Origin of the sequence: Mesorhizobium sp. C395A, from assembly GCF_030323205.1 — a bacterium.
Taxonomy (GTDB): domain Bacteria; phylum Pseudomonadota; class Alphaproteobacteria; order Rhizobiales; family Rhizobiaceae; genus Mesorhizobium.
The window spans coordinates 3,242,236-3,259,024 of sequence record NZ_CP100473.1 but is presented as its reverse complement, the minus strand read 5'-3'; the positions used below and the strand labels follow the sequence as shown (position 1 = coordinate 3,259,024).

The window sequence follows — 16,789 nt, the reverse complement described above, 5'->3', positions numbered from 1 at the left end:
ATCAATGGAGAGCGAGATGACCAAGCCCGGCAGCAGCACGATCACCACCAAGGACGGCACCGAAATTTTCTACAAGGATTGGGGAACGGGACAACCCATCGTCTTCCATCACGGCTGGCCGCTGAGCAGCGACGACTGGGACGCCCAGATGCTGTTCTTCCTTTCCAAGGGCTACCGCGTCATTGCCCATGACCGGCGCGGCCATGGCCGCTCGACCCAGACCGATACCGGCAACGAGATGGATACGTATGCCGCCGATGTCGCGGAACTTGCGGCGCATCTCGACCTCAGAGACGCCATCCATGTCGGCCATTCCACCGGTGGCGGCGAAGTGGCCCGTTATGTCGCGAAGTACGGCTCCGGTGGCCGTGTCGCCAAGGCCGCATTGCTCGGCGCGGTGCCGCCGATCATGCTGAAGACGGCGGCCAATCCGGGTGGCCTGCCGATCGAGGTGTTCGATGGTTTCCGCTCCGCCCAGGCAGCCAACCGCGCCCAGTTTTTCCACGATGTTGCGGCCGGCCCGTTCTACGGCTTCAACCGCCCCGGCGCCCAGGTGTCGCAGGCTGTCGTCGAGAATTGGTGGCGCCAGGGCATGATGGGCGGCACCAAGGCGCACTATGATTGCATCAAGGCGTTCTCGGAAACCGACTTCACCGACGATCTGAAGGCCATCGACGTGCCGGTGCTGGTCATGCATGGCGACGACGACCAGATCGTTCCCATCGCCGACTCCGCCCTGCTCTCGGTCAAGCTGCTCAAGAAGGGCGAGCTCAAGATCTACAAGGGCTTCCCGCATGGCATGGCGACCACCCATGCCGATGTCATCAACGCCGACCTGCTGGCCTTCTTCAAGGCGTAGAATCGTTCAGTTGAATAGACATCGTCCAGTTGGATAGGCAAGGCACCCGCCGCCGGGCGGGTGCCTTTGCTTTCATCGAAATGTCAGCGAGGCGGTGCCTTATTTATCGAGAAAACCAGTGATCAGCTTGACGGTCGCGTCGGGGTTTTCCTCCATGATCCAGTGACCGGAGTCGGGCACGATGTCGCCCGTGACATCGGTCGCAACAAGCCGCAGGAGATCGGCCTGCGTGGTGCCGGCGGATTTTTCACCGCCGACAGCCAGCACCGGCATGGTCAGTTTGCCGCCGGCGGCAAGCATCGCCTGGTTGTCGATCGCGTCCTGGTCAAACGCCTTGAACTGCTCGAAAGCGTCATGCATCGCATGCGGGCGGGCATAGAGTCTGGCGTAGTGCTTGCGCGTGGCCTCGTCGATCTTCTTGGGGTCTGCCGACAGTTCGTTGTAGAAGCGATCGAGATAGATGCGCTCGCGCCCTGCGACCAGCCGCTCCATATCCGGGCCGCGGAAGTTGAAGTGCCAAAGCAGCGGGCTTTGCTTGATCTTTTCCCAATCGCCGATGCCGGGCAGCGGCGCATCGATGATGACCCATTTGGTGATGCGCTTGGGATATTGCGCGGCAAGCGCATAGCCGACCATGTTGCCGATGTCGTGGGTGACGAGATCTGCCTTGTCGATCTTCAGGGCATCCAACACGCCGGCGATGTCGACGGCCTGGTTCTTCTTGGCGTAGCCCGCTTCCGGGTGGGCCGACAGACCCATGCCGCGCAGGTCCGGCACGATGACGGTGTGGTCCTTTGCGAGGGCGATGGCCGCGGCGCCCCACATGTCTCCGGTATCGGCAAAGCCGTGCAGCAGCACGACGGCGGGACCCTTGCCGCCAACGCGCACATAGAGTTTGGTGCCGTTGGTTTCGACGGACTGCGTCTTGAAACCCGGCGGAAAGGGAACGATGCGTGCCGTCGCCGGCAAGGTAACAAGAAGCACACCCAATACGGCCAATACGATCTTGCGCATGTCATCCCCCAGAGACGTCGAAGGCCCCAAGCCTTCGTTGATGACTATCTCTAGGAGGCTTTTCAACCAGCGCATGGTGAAAGAATCACAGAGGGCGCAGCAATGCCGCGCCCTGCGTCAAATCCGCAAAATCGACCGGTTTTATCTGGCCGCCGCTTGCGCCTTCCTGGCTTCCTTCATGTTGGGCAGGAACACCGTCAGCAGGCCGAGCAGCGGCAGATACGAGCAGATCTGGAAGACGAAATCGATGCCCTTCATGTCGGCGACGACGCCGAGCACGGCGGCTGCAATGCCGCCCATGCCGAAGGCGAAGCCGAAGAAGATCCCGGCGATGGTGCCGACACGTCCCGGCACCAACTCCTGCGCAAACACGACGATGTTGGAGAAGGCCGAGGACAGGATCAGGCCGATCAGCACCGTCAGCACCATCGTCCATTCGAAATTGGCGTAGGGCAGCGCCAGCGTGAACGGCAGCACGCCGACGATCGAGAACCAGATCATCGCCTTCTGGCCGTAGCGGTCGCCGAACGGTCCGCCGAGCAGGATGCCCAGCGCCGAGGCGCCGAGGAACAGGAACAGCATGACCTGGCTCATCTGCACCGACACGCCGAACTTATGGATGGAATAGAAGGTGTAGTAGCTGGAGAGCGAGGCGATGTAGGCGTTCTTGGTCAGCACCAGCAGCGTCAGCACCGCCAGCGCTCCCATCACCTTCTTGCGCGGGAAGGGGGAGACGAAGCTTGCCGCCTTGCGATTGCCCTGCGCGGCGCGCATCCGGCTGTACCAGCCGCCGACCCGCGACAAAACGATGATGCCGATCAGAGACCCGACGGCGAACCATGAAATGCTGGTCTGGCCGAAGGGCACAACGATGAAGGCAGCGAGCAGCGGCCCCATCGACTGGCCGAAATTGCCGCCGACCTGGAACAAAGATTGCGCCAGGCCAAAGCGGCCGCCGGAGGCAAAGCGGGCAATGCGCGAGGATTCCGGATGGAAGATCGCCGAGCCGATTCCGATCAGCGAGGCGCCGACCAGAAGCAGCGCATAGTGGCCGGCATAGGCCAGAACGATCAGGCCAATCAGCGAGGACGCCATGCCGTAGGGCAGCGAATAGGGCATTGGCCGCTTGTCGGTGATCATGCCGATGACCGGCTGCAGCAGCGACGCCGTGACCTGGAAGGTGAAGGTCAGAAGACCGATCTGCCAGAAATCGAGACCGTAATTCTCTTTCAGCAGCGGATAGATCGCCGGCAGCAGCGATTGCATGATGTCGTTGATGCCGTGGCAAAAGCTCACCGCCAGAATGACGGTGAAGGCGGTCGCCTGGGCTGAAGGGAGGCTGGCGCTTGGCTGCGGTGCAATGCTGGTGGCTGTATCGGTCAAGGCAGGCTCCGAGGTCTTTTTGGCGGGTGTTTGCCCGCGGGCAGGCTTGGTGGCCGCTCCCGCGGACCGCCTTAAGGACGCTCGTCTGAAGCGCATGGGGCGACGCCCCAGCGGAGCGCCTTGGGGATGGCTGCCTTATAAGCTGCTTGCGAGGCGACTTCTTTCGTGGTTTGGTCCAATAGTTTCGCAAGTGGGCCATAGCCGATGCCACATCGCAGGGATATCTTCCGGGCCGGCAATGCCGATCTCGGCCGATTGCACGAAAGCCGCTGGCAGTGGCTGGAGGAGGTTTCCGGGCCGGCGGTGGCTTTGCCGACTGAATATCCCGACGGCTACCACGTTCCGCAACACCGCCACAGCCGCAGCCAGTTGCTGCATGCGCTGGTCGGTGTCGTGCTGGTGACGACCAGGTACGGGCGCTGGATGGTGCCACCCGACCACGCAATGTGGATACCGGCCGGCACCGAGCATTCCGTCGAAATGCTGGGCGATGTCTCGATGCGCTCGGTCTATGTCATGCCGGGCGCGATCCCGGGCCTGCCGGAAGGCTTGCGTGTCGTCGGCGTCACCGAGCTGATGCACAGCCTGATCGTAGAATCGGAAAAGCTGCCGCAAGGTGGCGAACTGGAAGGCCGCGGCGGGCTGATCATGAACCTGTTGCTGCACGAGATCCCGACCTTGCCGGAACGGCCGCTCGGGCTGCCGTTCCCGTCCGACCCGAAGCTGGCGGCGCTCTGCCGACGCTTTGTCGCGGCACCTTCGCCGCACGCCACGATCGACGAGTGGGCGGATGCCGCAGGCATGAGCCGCCGTTCGTTCACCCGCGCCTTCCAGCGCCAGACCGGACTGTCCTTGTCGACTTGGCGCCAGCAGGCCTGCCTGTTTGCGGCCCTGCCCAGGCTCGCCGATGGCGAGCCGATTACCAGGGTGGCGCTCGACCTCGGTTATGACAGCGTGCCGGCATTCATAACCATGTTCAAGCGCATGCTCGGGGCCTCGCCGCGCGGCTATATGCGCGGCGCCCGCGACGAAGGCATGCGGCGGGCTCAGCCTCGGCTTGAGGCCCCGGCGCCGTAGCGCCAGGAAAAGCCCGCAGCACTTTGTCGTAGGCCCTAGTCCAGCTGAACGCCGCTGGCCTTGACGATCGGTTCCCATTTGGCGAGTTCGGCCTTCACATGCGCTCCAAGCTCTTCCGGGGTGGAGGCCACGATCGAGGCGCTGAACTGGGCCATGCGGGCGATCACATCAGGGTCTTTCAGGGCTTCAACTGCCGCCTTCTGAAGAACGGCGACCACCTCCGGCGGCGTGCCTGCGGGCGCGAACAGAGCGTTCCAGCTGTAGGTTTCATAGCCGGGAATGGTTTCGGCAATGGCCGGTATGTCGGGGAAGGAGGGAACGCGCTCCTTGGTGGTGACGCCAAGCGCTCTCAGCGTCCGGCTCTTGATATGGCCCGATGAAGAGGGGAGGTTGTCGAACATCATCGGCACCTGATTGCCGATAACGTCGTTCAAGGCCGGTCCGGCGCCCTTGTAGGGAATGTGCTGCATACTGACGCCGGCCATCGTCTTGAAAAGCTCGCCGGAGAGATGGAGCGGGGTGCCATTGCCTGATGAGGCGTAGGCATATTTGTCCGGGTCCTTCTTCAGCATCTCGATCAGTTCCTTGACGTCCTTGGCAGGGAATTCAGGGTTCACGACCAGGACGTTTGGCACCAGCACGAGCAACGATATCGGCGCAAAATCCTTCTCCGCATCGTAGGGCTTTGTCTTCAGGATCAGCGGGTTGAGCGCGTGGGTTGCGACCGTGCCCATCAGGATTGTGTAGCCGTCCGGTTCGGCCCGGGCGACCTGGGCCGCGCCGATGCTGCCCCCGGCGCCGCCGACATTTTCGACGACAATCTGCTGGCCGAGCTTTTCGGACATCTTGTTGGCGACGAGGCGCGCGACCAGATCCGTCGAGCCGCCGGCGGAAAAGGGGACAACCATGGTGATGGTCCGGTCCGGAAAATCGGCGGCCCAGGCCGCCGGCGCCGAAAAGGCGGCCGCAATGGAAACCGCAAGCCCGAGCAAAGTCCTACGCCGCATCTGCTACTCCTCCGTTGATTGGAGGGGCAGTATGGCCATGGTGAACTCCGCGCACAATGCAACCATGGACTGACTGCCGGCCTCAGGAGATCGGGCTTGACACCGATGCTTCGGTTGGCGTGCGCGAGAACGCCTCACCCCTCAGTTCAATCAGCCTTGGTCCAGCTGAAAACAAGCCATTTGTATCGTGACGTCTCTTCAGGCTCGGCCGTGTAGGTCATCTGTATGTCGCCGCCCTCGGTGTAGATGTCGAGCCTGGGTGCCGTGTCCAGTTCGAGCCACAGGGAATCGTTCTTGAACGACCATGTCCCGCACCAGACGCAAGGCCCCGATGCCGGGTCACCCGGTTGGTGAAAATTGTAGCGGCCGTCCGCCGTGATCTCCAGATAGTCGAAGGCGCCATAAAAGGCGGTCACAGTCTGCTGAAATTCGGTCGCAGCCGCTTCCTGGTCGGGCTTCGCCGGCTCTTTCAGATCACGCGGTGGCCGGATTGCGGACCCTGCGATGCTCCATTTGCCGATGAAATCCTTTTCGGTGGGAAGATATTCCGTTTGCGCCTGCGCGGTCGAAACCGGAGCGATTGTCGGCGCATAGGCCGCGCTGGCGATGCCGATTGCGAGAAGCATTCCTGCGATGCCTGCAGCCTTGATTCGATTGCGCATCAGCTGGCTCCTTTCACGACGGTTTGGGGCAGATTCCAAAAACGAGATTACCCCCCGAGCTAGGCCCGTGGGCACGCTTTGGGGCAACATGGATTAATCGAACAGGCTCGACACGGACTCTTCGGTCGCCGTGCGCGAAATCGCCTCGCCCATCAGGTCGGCGATGGAGATGACGCGGATATTCGGGGCGTCGAGCACGCCTTGCGTCGGCTGGATGGAATCGGTGATCACCAGTTCCTGCAGCTTCGAGCCGCTGATGCGGGCGACCGCACCGCCCGACAGCACGCCGTGGGTGATATAGGCGGTGACGCTGGTAGCGCCATTGGCGAGTAGCGCATCGGCGGCGTTGCACAGCGTGCCGCCGGAATCGACGATGTCGTCGATCAGCAGGCAATCCTTGCCGGCGACCGCGCCGATGATGTTCATCACTTCGGATTCACCGGGACGTTCGCGGCGCTTGTCGACGATGGCCAGCTGTGCGTCGAAGCGTTTGGCGAGCGCGCGGGCGCGCACCACGCCGCCAATATCGGGCGAGACGACGACGACATTGGCAAGCTGTTTGTATTTTGCCTTCACGTCGCGGGCCATCACCGGCACCGAGAACAGATTGTCGGTCGGAATGTCGAAAAAACCCTGGATCTGGCCGGCATGGAGGTCGAGCGTCAAAACGCGGTCGACGCCAGCGCGGGTGATCATGTTGGCGACCAGCTTGGCCGAGATCGGTGTGCGGCCCGAGGCCCGGCGATCCTGCCTGGCGTAACCGAAATAGGGGATGACCGCGGTGATGCGCTTGGCCGAGGAGCGCATGAAGGCATCGATCATGATGAGCAGTTCCATCAGATGATCGTTGGTCGGGAACGAGGTCGACTGCAGGATGAAGACATCCTCGCCGCGCACGTTTTCCTGGATTTCGACGAAGATTTCCTGATCGGCGAAGCGTCTGACGCTGGCCTTGCCCAGCGGGACATTGAGATAGCGGGCGACCGCTTCGGCCAGCACCCGGTTGGAATTGCCCGCGAAAAGCTTCATGCACCGTTCCTGGCGAAGGATGGGGAGGTCCTCTTAATCGGGCTTGTAGCGAGCCGTGCCGGTATTGCAAGCCTCGTTGACGGGAATCCGCCGGCTAATCTCAAAAACGTCAACAGTGAACGGAAGCCGGTAACAGGCGGATCAGCCGGCGCTGCCGCCGAGCCAGGCCGCGAAGTGGTCGATCGTCTGGTCGGCGATCGCCTGCATGGTAGCGGGTGCAACCGCGGGCCAGCCTTCGGCGGCATTGACCGAGGGCGCCTTCTGCTGGCCATTGATGCGGTGTAGCCGGTTGCCAGCGGGGTCATAGACGTCCCAGACATAGATAACGGTGGTGTCCTTGCCTTCCGTCATCGTCGAGAAGTAGCCCTTCAGCACATGGGTGGCGGCTTGGTCGGCGCTGCCGGCAAGGGTGATGCCGCGCTGCTTGGCGCGTGTCTGCAGTTCGGCCGTCAGCGGCGTTGCCGCTTCCACCGAGGCGCCGACGATCGGCGCGATCTGCAGCCGGGTCTTCGACAAAGCGGCGGCGCTCTGCGCGGGGTTGGCGGGTGTCGTGGCGCCGACGGCCGGCGCTGGTGTGGCGGCGGGCGCGACGCCCGGGGCAGCCAAGGGCTGAGCCGGTTGGGCCGAGGCTGCCGGCGGCGTGATGGCGGACGGCTCAAGGACGTCCTTGGCGTTGGTGCAAGCGGCCAGCACAAGCGCTGCGAGCAATGACACGGTCGTCACGTGCGATCGTCTCATCTGCCCGAAAACTCCTTAGTCGTGAACGCCCCCGCGTGGACCAACCATTATGGATTCACTGTACGATCAAGTCGAGATCATGGCGTGAAAGCGGCTTCGGCTGGGATTCGGTGGTCAGGTAGGTGCGGCCAAGCGTCATCGCCGTCTCGGTTTCGGAGTCCATGATGATCATGTGCGCGAACAATGTCATGTTGGGCGCGATCGGCTCGGGATTGCCCTGGTAGAACATCGGCATGTCCATCCAGGACGGGGTGAAGCGGGCGCCGACGGAATAGCCGCAGGCGTTCAACCGATGCTTGGTCAGGCTGTGCGCCTCCAGCGTGCGGGCATGCGCGTCGAAGACGTCGCCGAAGGTGTTGCCGGGCGTCATCGCCTTCTCGACCGCCAGAAGAGCCGCGCGGGCGGCGTCGAACAGCTCCTGATGACGCTTCGACGCCTTGCCGGTCAGTACGGTGCGCATCATCGGCGCGTGATAGTGATGGAACACGCCGGCCCATTCGAGCGTCAGCTGATCGTTCTTGGTCAGCTTGCGGCGCCCGGCCTTGTAGCGGCAGAGCAGCGCGTCGATGCCCGAGCCGATGATGAATTCATTGGCCGGATAGTCGCCGCCGCCGGCAAACACCGCGCCCTGCATGGCGGCAAGGATCAGAGCTTCGTCGCCGCCCTGCTTGATCAGCGGCAGGGCCGCTTCGAGCGCGTCGTCGGAAAGGTTGGCGGCCTTTTCGGCCTTGGCGATTTCAGCCGGGCTCTTGAACAGGCGCAGACGGCCGACAATACCGGAGGCGTCGGCGATCTGGCCGAAGGTCTGCAGCTGCTCGTCGACGCGGCGGCCATTGAAGGCGGTCAGGCCATGGGTGTCGTATTCGACGCCGATGCGGGCGCCGAGGAGATTGAGGTCGTTGAGCAGGTTGCGCAGGTCGACCGCCGGGTTGGCGCCGTCGCGGTCGGTCCACAGCACGATGTTGTCGATGATCGATGTGTGGCGCGCCTGGCGCAAATCGGCCGAGCGGGTGAGCAGCACCATCGAGCCGTCAGCCTTCACAACCAGGCACTGGAAGAAACAGAAGCCGAACGTGTCGTAGCCGGTTAGCCAGTACATGCTCTCCTGGGCGAAAAGCAGTACAGCATCGAGCCTCTTTTCCGTCATCTCGATCATCAACCGGTCACGCCGGGCGTCAAATTCCGACCGTTCGAAATGCAGCGCCATTATCCGTTCTCCAAAACAATTGCCGAAACCTGCCGACCGTAGTCCGGTTCCTTGCGATGCGTCGCGCGCCGGTAGGAAAAGAAGAGATCCTCCTCGGCATAGGTGCAGCGGCCAAGCCCCTGCGCGGTCACGCCAGCCTTCTTCAGCCGGTCGACCGTATAGAGGTTGAGATCGAACATTGCATGCGCCGGATTGGCCGAAGGCGCGAAATAGCCGATGTTTTCGGCATCGGCTTCGACGAAACGGGCGACGAATTCCGGCCCGACCTCGTAATTGTCGGGGCCGATCGAAGGACCGAGAACCGCAATGATGCGCTGACGGCGGGCGCCGAGGCTTTCCATCGCGGCAATGGTGTTTTCAAGCACACCGGTGAAAGCGCCCTTCCAGCCGGCGTGTGCAGCGCCAATGATGCGCGCTTGCGCATCGGCGAACAGCACGGGGCCGCAATCGGCCGTCGAGGCGCCGATGGCGATGCCCGGCCGGTCGGTGACGATGGCGTCGGCCTTGGGCCGCGGGCCGGGAAAGGGTTCCCTGGCAATAACGACATCGGGCGAGTGGACCTGATGCGCGGTCAGGAGATGGCTGGCCGGCACACCCATCCAGGCAGCGACGCGGCGGCGGTTCTCGGCGACCAGCATCTGATCGTCATCCGAGCCGGTGCCGATGTTAAGTCCCTGATAGATGCCGCCGGAGACGCCGCCGATACGGGTGAAATAGCCATGGCGGATACCTCGCGGCTTGGCCGCTTCCAGCAGCGGCGAGCGAACAGGATCCGGTTTGGTCTGATTCAGCATGGATGGGTTTGTTGTCCGCGCCGGCGTTTTCGTCAAGGCGAAGTTCGGCCGAGTGATTGCGACAGTGCTGCCGCGTCGACTTTGCATTGGCCAAAAGCAGGCATGCGACCACAAGCGACATGGCGAGACGGCTTGTAACGATCTCTGAGGGTCAGACTGGCTGATGCGGCAGGATTTTCAGGATTTTGAACAGCGTGCCCATGCCGTCGGGGCCGGCCAGGCGCTCGACGGCATCGGCAATGGTTTGTCGTGCCTCTTGGCTTGCCTGGCTGCCCAACTGGCCAGCTCGCTCAAGCAATCCCGTGCCAAGCAGAAAGTCGCCCTGCGTCGCCAATTCCACATCGAGGCCATGCGCCCGCACGACGGCGGCCAGTGCCGCGAAGTCGACATGGGCGGTGAGATCGGCTTCGCCGGGATTGGCCAGCACATCTTCGGGGGCGTGCCTGCGCACGGCCTGCAATGTGTCGCCGAAACCGGGCTGGAGATGGCCGTAATCGGGGAACAGCCCGGCGCCGCCGTGGTCGGCTATGCGTTCGGCAATGGTCGCCATCAGTGCCGCGCGGGCCGGTGCTATTTCGAAAATAGAGCCTTGTGGCGCCTCGGCGGCGTCTTCCGGCAGCAGCGTCGCCTCGACCGAGCCGGCGCCGGCGAAGAAGCTCAACTCGTCTGAGACATCGAGGCCGATCACCCGTTCGCGCCAGCCGGCGCCGGCGCGGATGAACTGGCGGATCGGCACAGCGTCGAACAATTCGTTGCCGACAATCAGCAACGGCGCCTGCGGTAGTGTGGCGATGGTTTCGTGCCAGCCGAGCTCAACCGAAGTTTCGGCAAGCGTCTGCTTCTGGATTTCAGTCAGCCGCGGACTGGTCTCGACCAGAGCGAAGGAGGCTCCGGCGGCGATAGCCGGATCGAGCCGCGTCAGGGTGCGAAGCATGTCCTTCATCAGCGTGCCGCGGCCAGGCCCGATCTCCGCGATGGTGACCGGCAGGGGTCGGCCGATCGCCAGCCAGGCCTGATAGAGCCAGACGGCGACGAGTTCGCCGAACATCTGGCTGATCTCGGGTGCGGTGACGAAGTCGCCGGCGGCGCCGAACGGCTCGCGCGTGGTGTAGTAGCCGTCGCTGGGATCGAACAGGCAGAGCGCCATGTACTCGTTGACGGGGAGGGGGCCGAGCGCGCCGATCAGGTCGACGATGCGGGTCTTCAGCCGTGTCATGCCGGCTGTGGTTGCGGCGCCGGTTTGGCTGTGGCCATCGCCCAGATGCCGGCCAGCACCATCGGCAGCGACAGCACCATGCCCATGGTGAGCCAGCCGCCGAGGAGGTAGCCGAGCTGCTGGTCGGGCTCGCGGAAGAACTCGACGAAGATGCGTGACAGGCCGTAGCCGCAAATGAAGGCGCCGCCGACAAAGCGCGGCGTCTTCAGCTTCAGCCGCGAATGGGTGAGGAAGCGCAGGACCAGGAACAGCACCGCGCCCTCGAGCAGCGCTTCGTAGAGCTGGCTCGGATGGCGAGGCTCCAGGCCCGCGACACAACCCGCCACGGTCTGCTGGAGACGCTCGTTGCAGAAGACGACGCCCCACGACACGTCGGTCACGCGACCCCAGAGTTCGGCATTGACGAAGTTCGCGATGCGGACGAGGCCGAGCCCGACCGGCACGCCGGCTGCCACTACGTCGAACAGTGTCCAGGTGCGGATGCCGCGCTTGAGGGAAAACAGCGTCATGGCGAGGATGACCCCAAGCAGGCCGCCATGGAACGACATGCCGCCCTGCCAGACGGCGAAGATGTCGAGCGGGTGGTCGATATAGCGCTTTAAATCGTAGAACAGCACATAGCCGGTGCGGCCGCCAAGCACGACGCCGACGGCAGCCCAGACGATGAAATCGTCGAGGTCGATCGGCTTCATCGGCAAGACGCCATCAGGCCACAGCCTTGTGTTGGTGACGAGCCGCTTGGCGTACCACCAGGCGAACAGGATGCCGACGATATAACCGATGCCGTACCAGTGCACAGCCAGCGGGCCGATCTGAACCAGGATCGGGTCGATGTTGGGGAAGGACAGCGACGCCATCGGCAGCGGGAAATAGTCGTTCAACAGGATCTCCTGGGAGGGCTCGCGTTAGGGCGCGGACCATGCGGCAGGGTTTTGGCGGGGTCAAGGCAATCTGACGACAGCCTGATCGTCAGAGATAATGGGCTCAACCCTGCGGCTTGCCGGCGACCAATTGCCTGAGCGCATCGTTGATCCTGTCTTGCCAGCCGGGGCCATCTTCCTGGAAATGGTCGAGCACGGCGCGATCGATCCTGATCGAGACAAGCTCGCGAACGTTTGGTGCGGCGGAGGGTTCGCGAATGGGAGGCGCGGGTTTCTTGACCGGCTTGAAGGCCGCTTCAGCGGCTTCCATCGGATTGGTCGGTCGGCGCGGGGGCGTTGCCATTGGTTGATCCTGAATGAGAGTGACTCTTGCCTGGAGCAAGTCGTGAGGAAAACTAGGCCGCTGGTCTGTGAAGACCAGTAACTTCACTTGGTTCTCTCTGCCATTGCCCTGTATTTGGCTTCAAGCCTGTCCAGCACCTCGTCGCCAGGCTAGACCCGGCCCGCACTGGCATCCGAAATGCCCTTTGCGAGTGCTGCATCGAGTGCTGCAAAGCGCTTCTCCAAGTCCGCACTGTCCGTCACGGCAACCGTCGTTCCAAGAATCCATTTGCGATAATAGCAATCTGTCGGCCGGACCGTGAGCCAAATCGCGTCCGACATGAAGCCGCACCAGCTTCAACGTTCTTGCATTCCGCAGGCAGTGCCACTACGTCAATTCCAGCAAGCGAGGATTTGCCATGTCGACCGGACCGAACCGCATTCTCGATGAATTCGCCAAGCTGATGACCGATGCCGCGGGTGCCGCACAAGGCGTGCGCCGCGAGGTGGAGACTGCCTTCAAGGGGCAGGCCGAGCGCATCCTCAACACCATGGATGTGGTGCAGCGCGAGGAGTTCGAGGCTGCCCGCGACATGGCTGCCAAGGCCCGCGAAGAAAACACCAGGCTGGCCGCCCGCATCGACGCGCTCGAGGCCAGGCTTGCCGAATTGACCGGACAGGCCGCACCTGCGGCTGCGGCAAAGCCCAAAGCAAAAAAATAAAATTTGAACTTTTCCACAAAGCACAATCCGAAAAAATGCTTTGCCGTGAATCGTTTACCGGCAATGCATGAATCTTTGTGACAGCGCCTTTCCACATGCTGATGACGCAGTGCGAAAAATTAGGCTGTTCACGCGACTCCCGATCAATAGACTGAATTTGTTGCATGATTCGGAGCAGGGTCATGCGGCCGGGCGGTGGGGTCCGGTCCGGGGTCTTTGTGTCGTGAAGTCCTGGCCGTCCGAGTTCAAGACAAGATTGTTCGTCGTGTGTGCCCCGCGGAGCGTGTGGCGCTCCCCTGAACACAGGAAGCATTCCATGGAACTTCTCGAACTCGAATTCTCCCGCGAGATCCATCCGGTGGATGTCATCGAGCAGGTCGCCCATAACAATGACTGGTCCTTCGAACGGGCCGGCGATGACGAAATCTCGATCTCGGTTGCCGGCAGCTGGACCGACTATCACGTCTCCTTCTCATGGATGGAGGATTTCGAGGCGCTGCATCTGGCCTGTGCTTTCGACATCAAGGTGCCGGAAGCCCGCGCGCTGGAAGTGATGCGGCTGTTGTCGCTGATCAACGAGCAGATGCTGTTTGGCCATTTCGATCTCTGGGAGCAGGAGGGCGCGATCATGTTTCGCCAGTCGCTGCTGCTTGCCGGCGGGGTCGAACCGTCGAGCCAGCAGGTCGAGGTGCTTTTGTCGTCGGCGCTTGAAGCCTGCGAGTGCTATTTCCAGGCCTTCCAGTTCGTTGTCTGGTCGGGAACCTCGGCCAAGGATGCGCTGGCCGGCGTCCTGTTCGAGACCTATGGCAACGCTTGAGCTTCCATGAGTTCGAGCAGCGCGCGCAAGCCCGAGATCAGCTTTGCCGATTTTGATCGTGTCGACATCCGTGCCGGCACGATCGTCGAGGCCGAGCCTTTCCCCGAGGCGCGCAAACCCGCGTTCAAGCTGAAGATCGATTTCGGCCCTGAGATCGGCGTGAAGAAATCCTCGGCACAGATCACGAAATACTATGCGCCGGAAACGCTGGTGGGACGGCAGGTGTTTGCGGTGGTGAATTTCCCGCCGCGCCAGATCGGTCCGTTCATGTCGGAAGTGCTCACGCTCGGCTTCCCTGATGAGGAAGGCGCCGTGGTCCTTGGCGCCATCGAGCGCAAGGTGCCGGACGGCGGCAGATTGTTTTAGGAAGATTGCGTCAGGCGGCCAGCTTGCGCCTTGTGCTCAGCGCCTCTTCGACCGTGTCCATGAACATTTCGGCGCAGGCTTTCCAGCTGTAGCGCATGGCGCGTTCGCGCGCCTCGGCGCGGTCGACATTGAGCGCTGCGAGCGAGGCCTCGCGCAGATCGGTCGACACCGCGCCGCCGATGCCGTCGCCGACAATGTCGATCGGTCCGGTGGCCGGATAGGCGGCCACCGGCGTGCCGCTGGCCAGCGCCTCGATGATGACGTTGCCGAACGTGTCGGTGCGGCTGGGGAAAACGAAAACATCAGCCGAGGCGTAGATCTCGGCCAGCTCATCGTTCGGGCGATGGCCGAGGAAGTGCGCCTGCGGGTACTTCGCCCTGAGCCTAGCCAGTTCCGGTCCTTCGCCGACGATCACCTTGCTGCCGGGCAGGTCGAGATCGAGGAAGGCGCTCAGGTTCTTCTCGATGGCGACGCGGCCGACGCACAGGAATACCGGGCCGGGAAAGCCGAGGTCCTTCTTCTTGTCCGGGCGGAAGTGATCGGTGTCGACGCCCCGCGTCCACGGCCTGAGCTTGGTGAAGCCTCGCGACGCAAGGTCCTCCGCCAGCGACTGGGTGGCGACCAGCGTGCCTTGTCCCGAATTGTGGAAATCACGCAGCCAGCGATAGGCCCAGCTCTCCGGCACCGGCAGGCGGGCGCTGAGATATTCGGGAAAGCGGGTGTGATAGCTGGTGGTAAAGGGACGGCCAGCATTGCGGCAATAGCGCCGCGCCATGATGCCGAGCGGGCCTTCGGTGACGATATGGATATGGTCGGCCTTGCGAGCCTCGATCAGCCGCGCGACATGACCGGGCGTGGTCAGCGCCAGCCTGATGTCGGGGTAGGTCGGCAACGGCAAGGTGCGAAAGATGTTCGGGGTCAGGAAGTCGACCGCAACGTCGAAGGTTTTCAGCGTTTCGGTGAGCCGCTCCAGCGTGTGGACGACGCCGTTGACTTGCGGCCGCCAGGCGTCGGTGACCATCAGGATGCGCATGGCGGTCCTTTGCTCGGGTCGACGGTTGCCTTGATGCGATAGCGGTACGGCCCGGCTGCCCTCGCTTGGCTCCACCGCACCCGGGCAGGCACGAGGTCGAAGTGAGGCGGCTGAGCTGAATCAACTGAGGTCGTGCGCTTCATGCGCGCTCTTGACCATGGTTTCATGACGGGCGGATGAAGGTGGTTTTGGCTGAACCCGCCTTCCAGATCATGCTTTGGTCAGGCGGGCACCTTGATCACCGCCCGCAGGCCGCCGAGCGGGCTGTCTTCCAGCGTGATGTCGCCGCCATGGCTGCGGGCGATGTCGCGGGCGATAGAGAGACCAAGGCCGGTGCCGCTGGCGTCGAGGTTGCGCGCCTCGTCGAGCCGCACGAACGGTTTGAACACGTCTTCGCGCTTTTCCGGCGGGATGCCCGGACCGTCATCGTCGATGGTGACGACGAGTGAGCCGCGGCCGTGATCGGCGCTGATCTCCACCGTCTTGGCATAGCGCAAGGCATTGCCGGCGACATTGGACAACAGCCGGGCGAAAGCGTGCGGGCGCACATGCACGTCCGGATCACCGGCAAGCACGGTCGATAGCTTGCGCTTGTGCAGCGACGCCTCCTCGCCGAGCTTTTGGAAATAAGCCTCGAGATCGAAATGGCCGGCATCTTCCGACGCTTCGCCGCGGGCAAAGGCGATATAGCCTTCCAGCATCGACTGCATGTCGTCGATGTCCTGGTTGAGCGCGGCCTTGGTCTCGGGCTTGCCGCCGGCCAGCGCCAGCTGCAGCTTGAAGCGGGTGAGGATGGTTCTGAGATCGTGGCTGACGCCGGTCAGCATGGCGGTGCGCTGTTCCAGCTGGCGTTCGATGCGCTCGCGCATCTGGATGAAGGCAAAGCCGGCCCGGCGGACCTCCTCGGCGCCGCGTGGGCGGAAATCGCGCGGCATCGGCCGGCCCTTGCCGAAGCTTTCGGCGGCCTCGGCCAGAGACAGGATCGGCCGGATCTGGTTGCGAAGGAAGGGGATGGCGATCGTCAGCAGCACCAGCGACGTCCCGACCATCCAGATCAGGAAGATGTGGGTGTTGGAGGCATAGGCCTGGCTGCGGCGCACGAAGACGCGCAGCACCTTGCCCTCGAGCTGGATGCGGACCTCGACGATGTTGGAATTGCCGACCGTGTCGATCCAGAACGGGCGGTTGATCTGGCGGGTGATCTCGGTGGAAAGGACGTCGTCAAGGATCGAGAAGAAGGGCTTGGGTCCAGGCGCCGGCAACGGGTCGGGCGGCAAGAGGTCGACCTTCAACTGCATGCGGTCCTGGGCGATGCGGATGATGTTGGCGTAGTCGCCATCATGCGGATAGGTCTCGATCATGTCGATGATCGCGGCGATGTCGCGCACGGTGGCCTGCGACAGGCGCTGCGTCACGGTTGCCCAGTGGCGTTCCATGAAGTCGAAGGCGACGACCGACTGCAGAAGGATCATCGGCGCGATGACGATGATCAGCGAGCGGGCATAAAGCCGCTTGGGCATATAGAACGCAACCAGCCGCCAGAACCGCTTCCAGGCACGCGGCATTGCTTTCAGCGCGCGTGATACGCGCGCGCCAAAGCCGCCTTGTTCCGGCCGTTCCAGTTGCGTGGTCGCCATTTATCCTTCCGCTGGGTCAATGGCCG

The 16,789-nt window shown here is 63.0% G+C and carries 18 protein-coding genes; 5 read left to right on the top strand and 13 right to left on the bottom strand.

The window, feature by feature from the left end; genetic code table 11:
* Nucleotides 1-16: 16 nt before the first annotated feature.
* On the top strand, nt 17-859 hold the full coding sequence (locus NLY37_RS15965) for an alpha/beta fold hydrolase (RefSeq protein ID WP_286440066.1): 843 nt from the start codon (nt 17-19) through the stop codon (nt 857-859).
* Between the two features lie 99 nt (nt 860-958).
* On the opposite strand, the gene NLY37_RS15960 is transcribed toward NLY37_RS15965, so the two are convergent.
* Nucleotides 959-1,873, bottom strand: a complete 915-nt coding sequence (locus NLY37_RS15960; RefSeq protein ID WP_023741068.1) for an alpha/beta fold hydrolase — start codon at nt 1,871-1,873, stop codon at nt 959-961.
* A gap of 141 nt (nt 1,874-2,014) precedes the next feature.
* Nucleotides 2,015-3,256 (bottom strand): MFS transporter, encoded by a 1,242-nt coding sequence (locus tag NLY37_RS15955; RefSeq protein ID WP_023741069.1) that lies wholly within the window; start codon nt 3,254-3,256, stop codon nt 2,015-2,017.
* 204 nt (nt 3,257-3,460) lie between these two features.
* Between NLY37_RS15955 and NLY37_RS15950 the strand changes: the two genes are divergently transcribed.
* Nucleotides 3,461-4,333 carry an AraC family transcriptional regulator gene (locus NLY37_RS15950; protein WP_023741070.1) on the top strand — a complete coding sequence of 291 codons (873 nt, stop codon included), beginning with the start codon at nt 3,461-3,463 and terminating at the stop codon, nt 4,331-4,333.
* A 35-nt stretch (nt 4,334-4,368) separates the two neighbouring features.
* Here the strand turns inward: NLY37_RS15950 and NLY37_RS15945 are convergent, their stop codons facing one another.
* The 9 genes from NLY37_RS15945 to NLY37_RS15905 all read right to left on the bottom strand — a co-directional run bounded on the left by NLY37_RS15945 (nt 4,369) and on the right by NLY37_RS15905 (nt 12,210).
* On the bottom strand, nt 4,369-5,340 hold the full coding sequence (locus tag NLY37_RS15945) for a Bug family tripartite tricarboxylate transporter substrate binding protein (RefSeq protein ID WP_023741071.1): 972 nt from the start codon (nt 5,338-5,340) through the stop codon (nt 4,369-4,371).
* Nucleotides 5,341-5,486: 146 nt separating this feature from the next.
* Nucleotides 5,487-6,002: a hypothetical protein gene (locus NLY37_RS15940; RefSeq protein WP_023741072.1), complete on the bottom strand. Its 516-nt coding sequence runs from the start codon at nt 6,000-6,002 to the stop codon at nt 5,487-5,489.
* 93 nt (nt 6,003-6,095) lie between these two features.
* Entirely contained in the window at nt 6,096-7,031 is a 936-nt protein-coding gene (locus tag NLY37_RS15935; protein ID WP_023686119.1) for a ribose-phosphate pyrophosphokinase, read from the bottom strand.
* A 141-nt stretch (nt 7,032-7,172) separates the two neighbouring features.
* Nucleotides 7,173-7,769, bottom strand: coding sequence for a hypothetical protein (locus NLY37_RS15930; protein WP_023741073.1), 597 nt, complete (start codon nt 7,767-7,769; stop codon nt 7,173-7,175).
* A 55-nt stretch (nt 7,770-7,824) separates the two neighbouring features.
* Nucleotides 7,825-8,976 carry a M24 family metallopeptidase gene (locus tag NLY37_RS15925; protein WP_023741074.1) on the bottom strand — a complete coding sequence of 384 codons (1,152 nt, stop codon included), beginning with the start codon at nt 8,974-8,976 and terminating at the stop codon, nt 7,825-7,827.
* Nucleotides 8,976-9,770, bottom strand: a complete 795-nt coding sequence (gene pgeF, locus NLY37_RS15920) for a peptidoglycan editing factor PgeF (RefSeq protein WP_023741075.1) — start codon at nt 9,768-9,770, stop codon at nt 8,976-8,978. Before pgeF ends, NLY37_RS15925 begins: the two co-directional genes overlap by 1 nt.
* A 151-nt stretch (nt 9,771-9,921) precedes the next feature.
* Nucleotides 9,922-10,986, bottom strand: a complete 1,065-nt coding sequence (locus tag NLY37_RS15915) for a class I SAM-dependent methyltransferase (RefSeq protein ID WP_023683719.1) — start codon at nt 10,984-10,986, stop codon at nt 9,922-9,924.
* Nucleotides 10,983-11,867, bottom strand: coding sequence for a prolipoprotein diacylglyceryl transferase (gene lgt, locus NLY37_RS15910; protein WP_023672032.1), 885 nt, complete (start codon nt 11,865-11,867; stop codon nt 10,983-10,985). The genes NLY37_RS15915 and lgt overlap by 4 nt, the downstream gene beginning before the upstream one ends.
* 103 nt (nt 11,868-11,970) lie before the next feature.
* Entirely contained in the window at nt 11,971-12,210 is a 240-nt protein-coding gene (locus tag NLY37_RS15905; protein ID WP_023683720.1) for a BrnA antitoxin family protein, read from the bottom strand.
* Between the two features lie 397 nt (nt 12,211-12,607).
* Here NLY37_RS15905 and NLY37_RS15900 point away from each other — a divergent pair, with 397 nt between their 5' ends.
* From NLY37_RS15900 to NLY37_RS15890, 3 genes are all read left to right on the top strand, one after another.
* On the top strand, nt 12,608-12,910 hold the full coding sequence (locus NLY37_RS15900) for an accessory factor UbiK family protein (RefSeq protein WP_023711152.1): 303 nt from the start codon (nt 12,608-12,610) through the stop codon (nt 12,908-12,910).
* 316 nt (nt 12,911-13,226) lie between these two features.
* Nucleotides 13,227-13,727, top strand: a complete 501-nt coding sequence (locus tag NLY37_RS15895) for a type III secretion system chaperone family protein (protein WP_006202532.1) — start codon at nt 13,227-13,229, stop codon at nt 13,725-13,727.
* Nucleotides 13,728-13,733: 6 nt separating this feature from the next.
* Nucleotides 13,734-14,093, top strand: a complete 360-nt coding sequence (locus NLY37_RS15890) for a tRNA-binding protein (RefSeq protein WP_023672028.1) — start codon at nt 13,734-13,736, stop codon at nt 14,091-14,093.
* A gap of 10 nt (nt 14,094-14,103) precedes the next feature.
* Here NLY37_RS15890 and NLY37_RS15885 read toward each other — a convergent pair whose 3' ends face one another.
* Both NLY37_RS15885 and NLY37_RS15880 read right to left on the bottom strand, forming a co-directional pair.
* Nucleotides 14,104-15,126 carry a glycosyltransferase family 4 protein gene (locus NLY37_RS15885; protein WP_023741076.1) on the bottom strand — a complete coding sequence of 341 codons (1,023 nt, stop codon included), beginning with the start codon at nt 15,124-15,126 and terminating at the stop codon, nt 14,104-14,106.
* Between the two features lie 221 nt (nt 15,127-15,347).
* The gene (locus NLY37_RS15880; RefSeq protein WP_023705896.1) at nt 15,348-16,763 is read right to left on the bottom strand and encodes an ATP-binding protein; all 1,416 of its coding nucleotides are present in this window, start codon (nt 16,761-16,763) and stop codon (nt 15,348-15,350) included.
* Between the last annotated feature and the right edge of the window lie 26 nt (nt 16,764-16,789).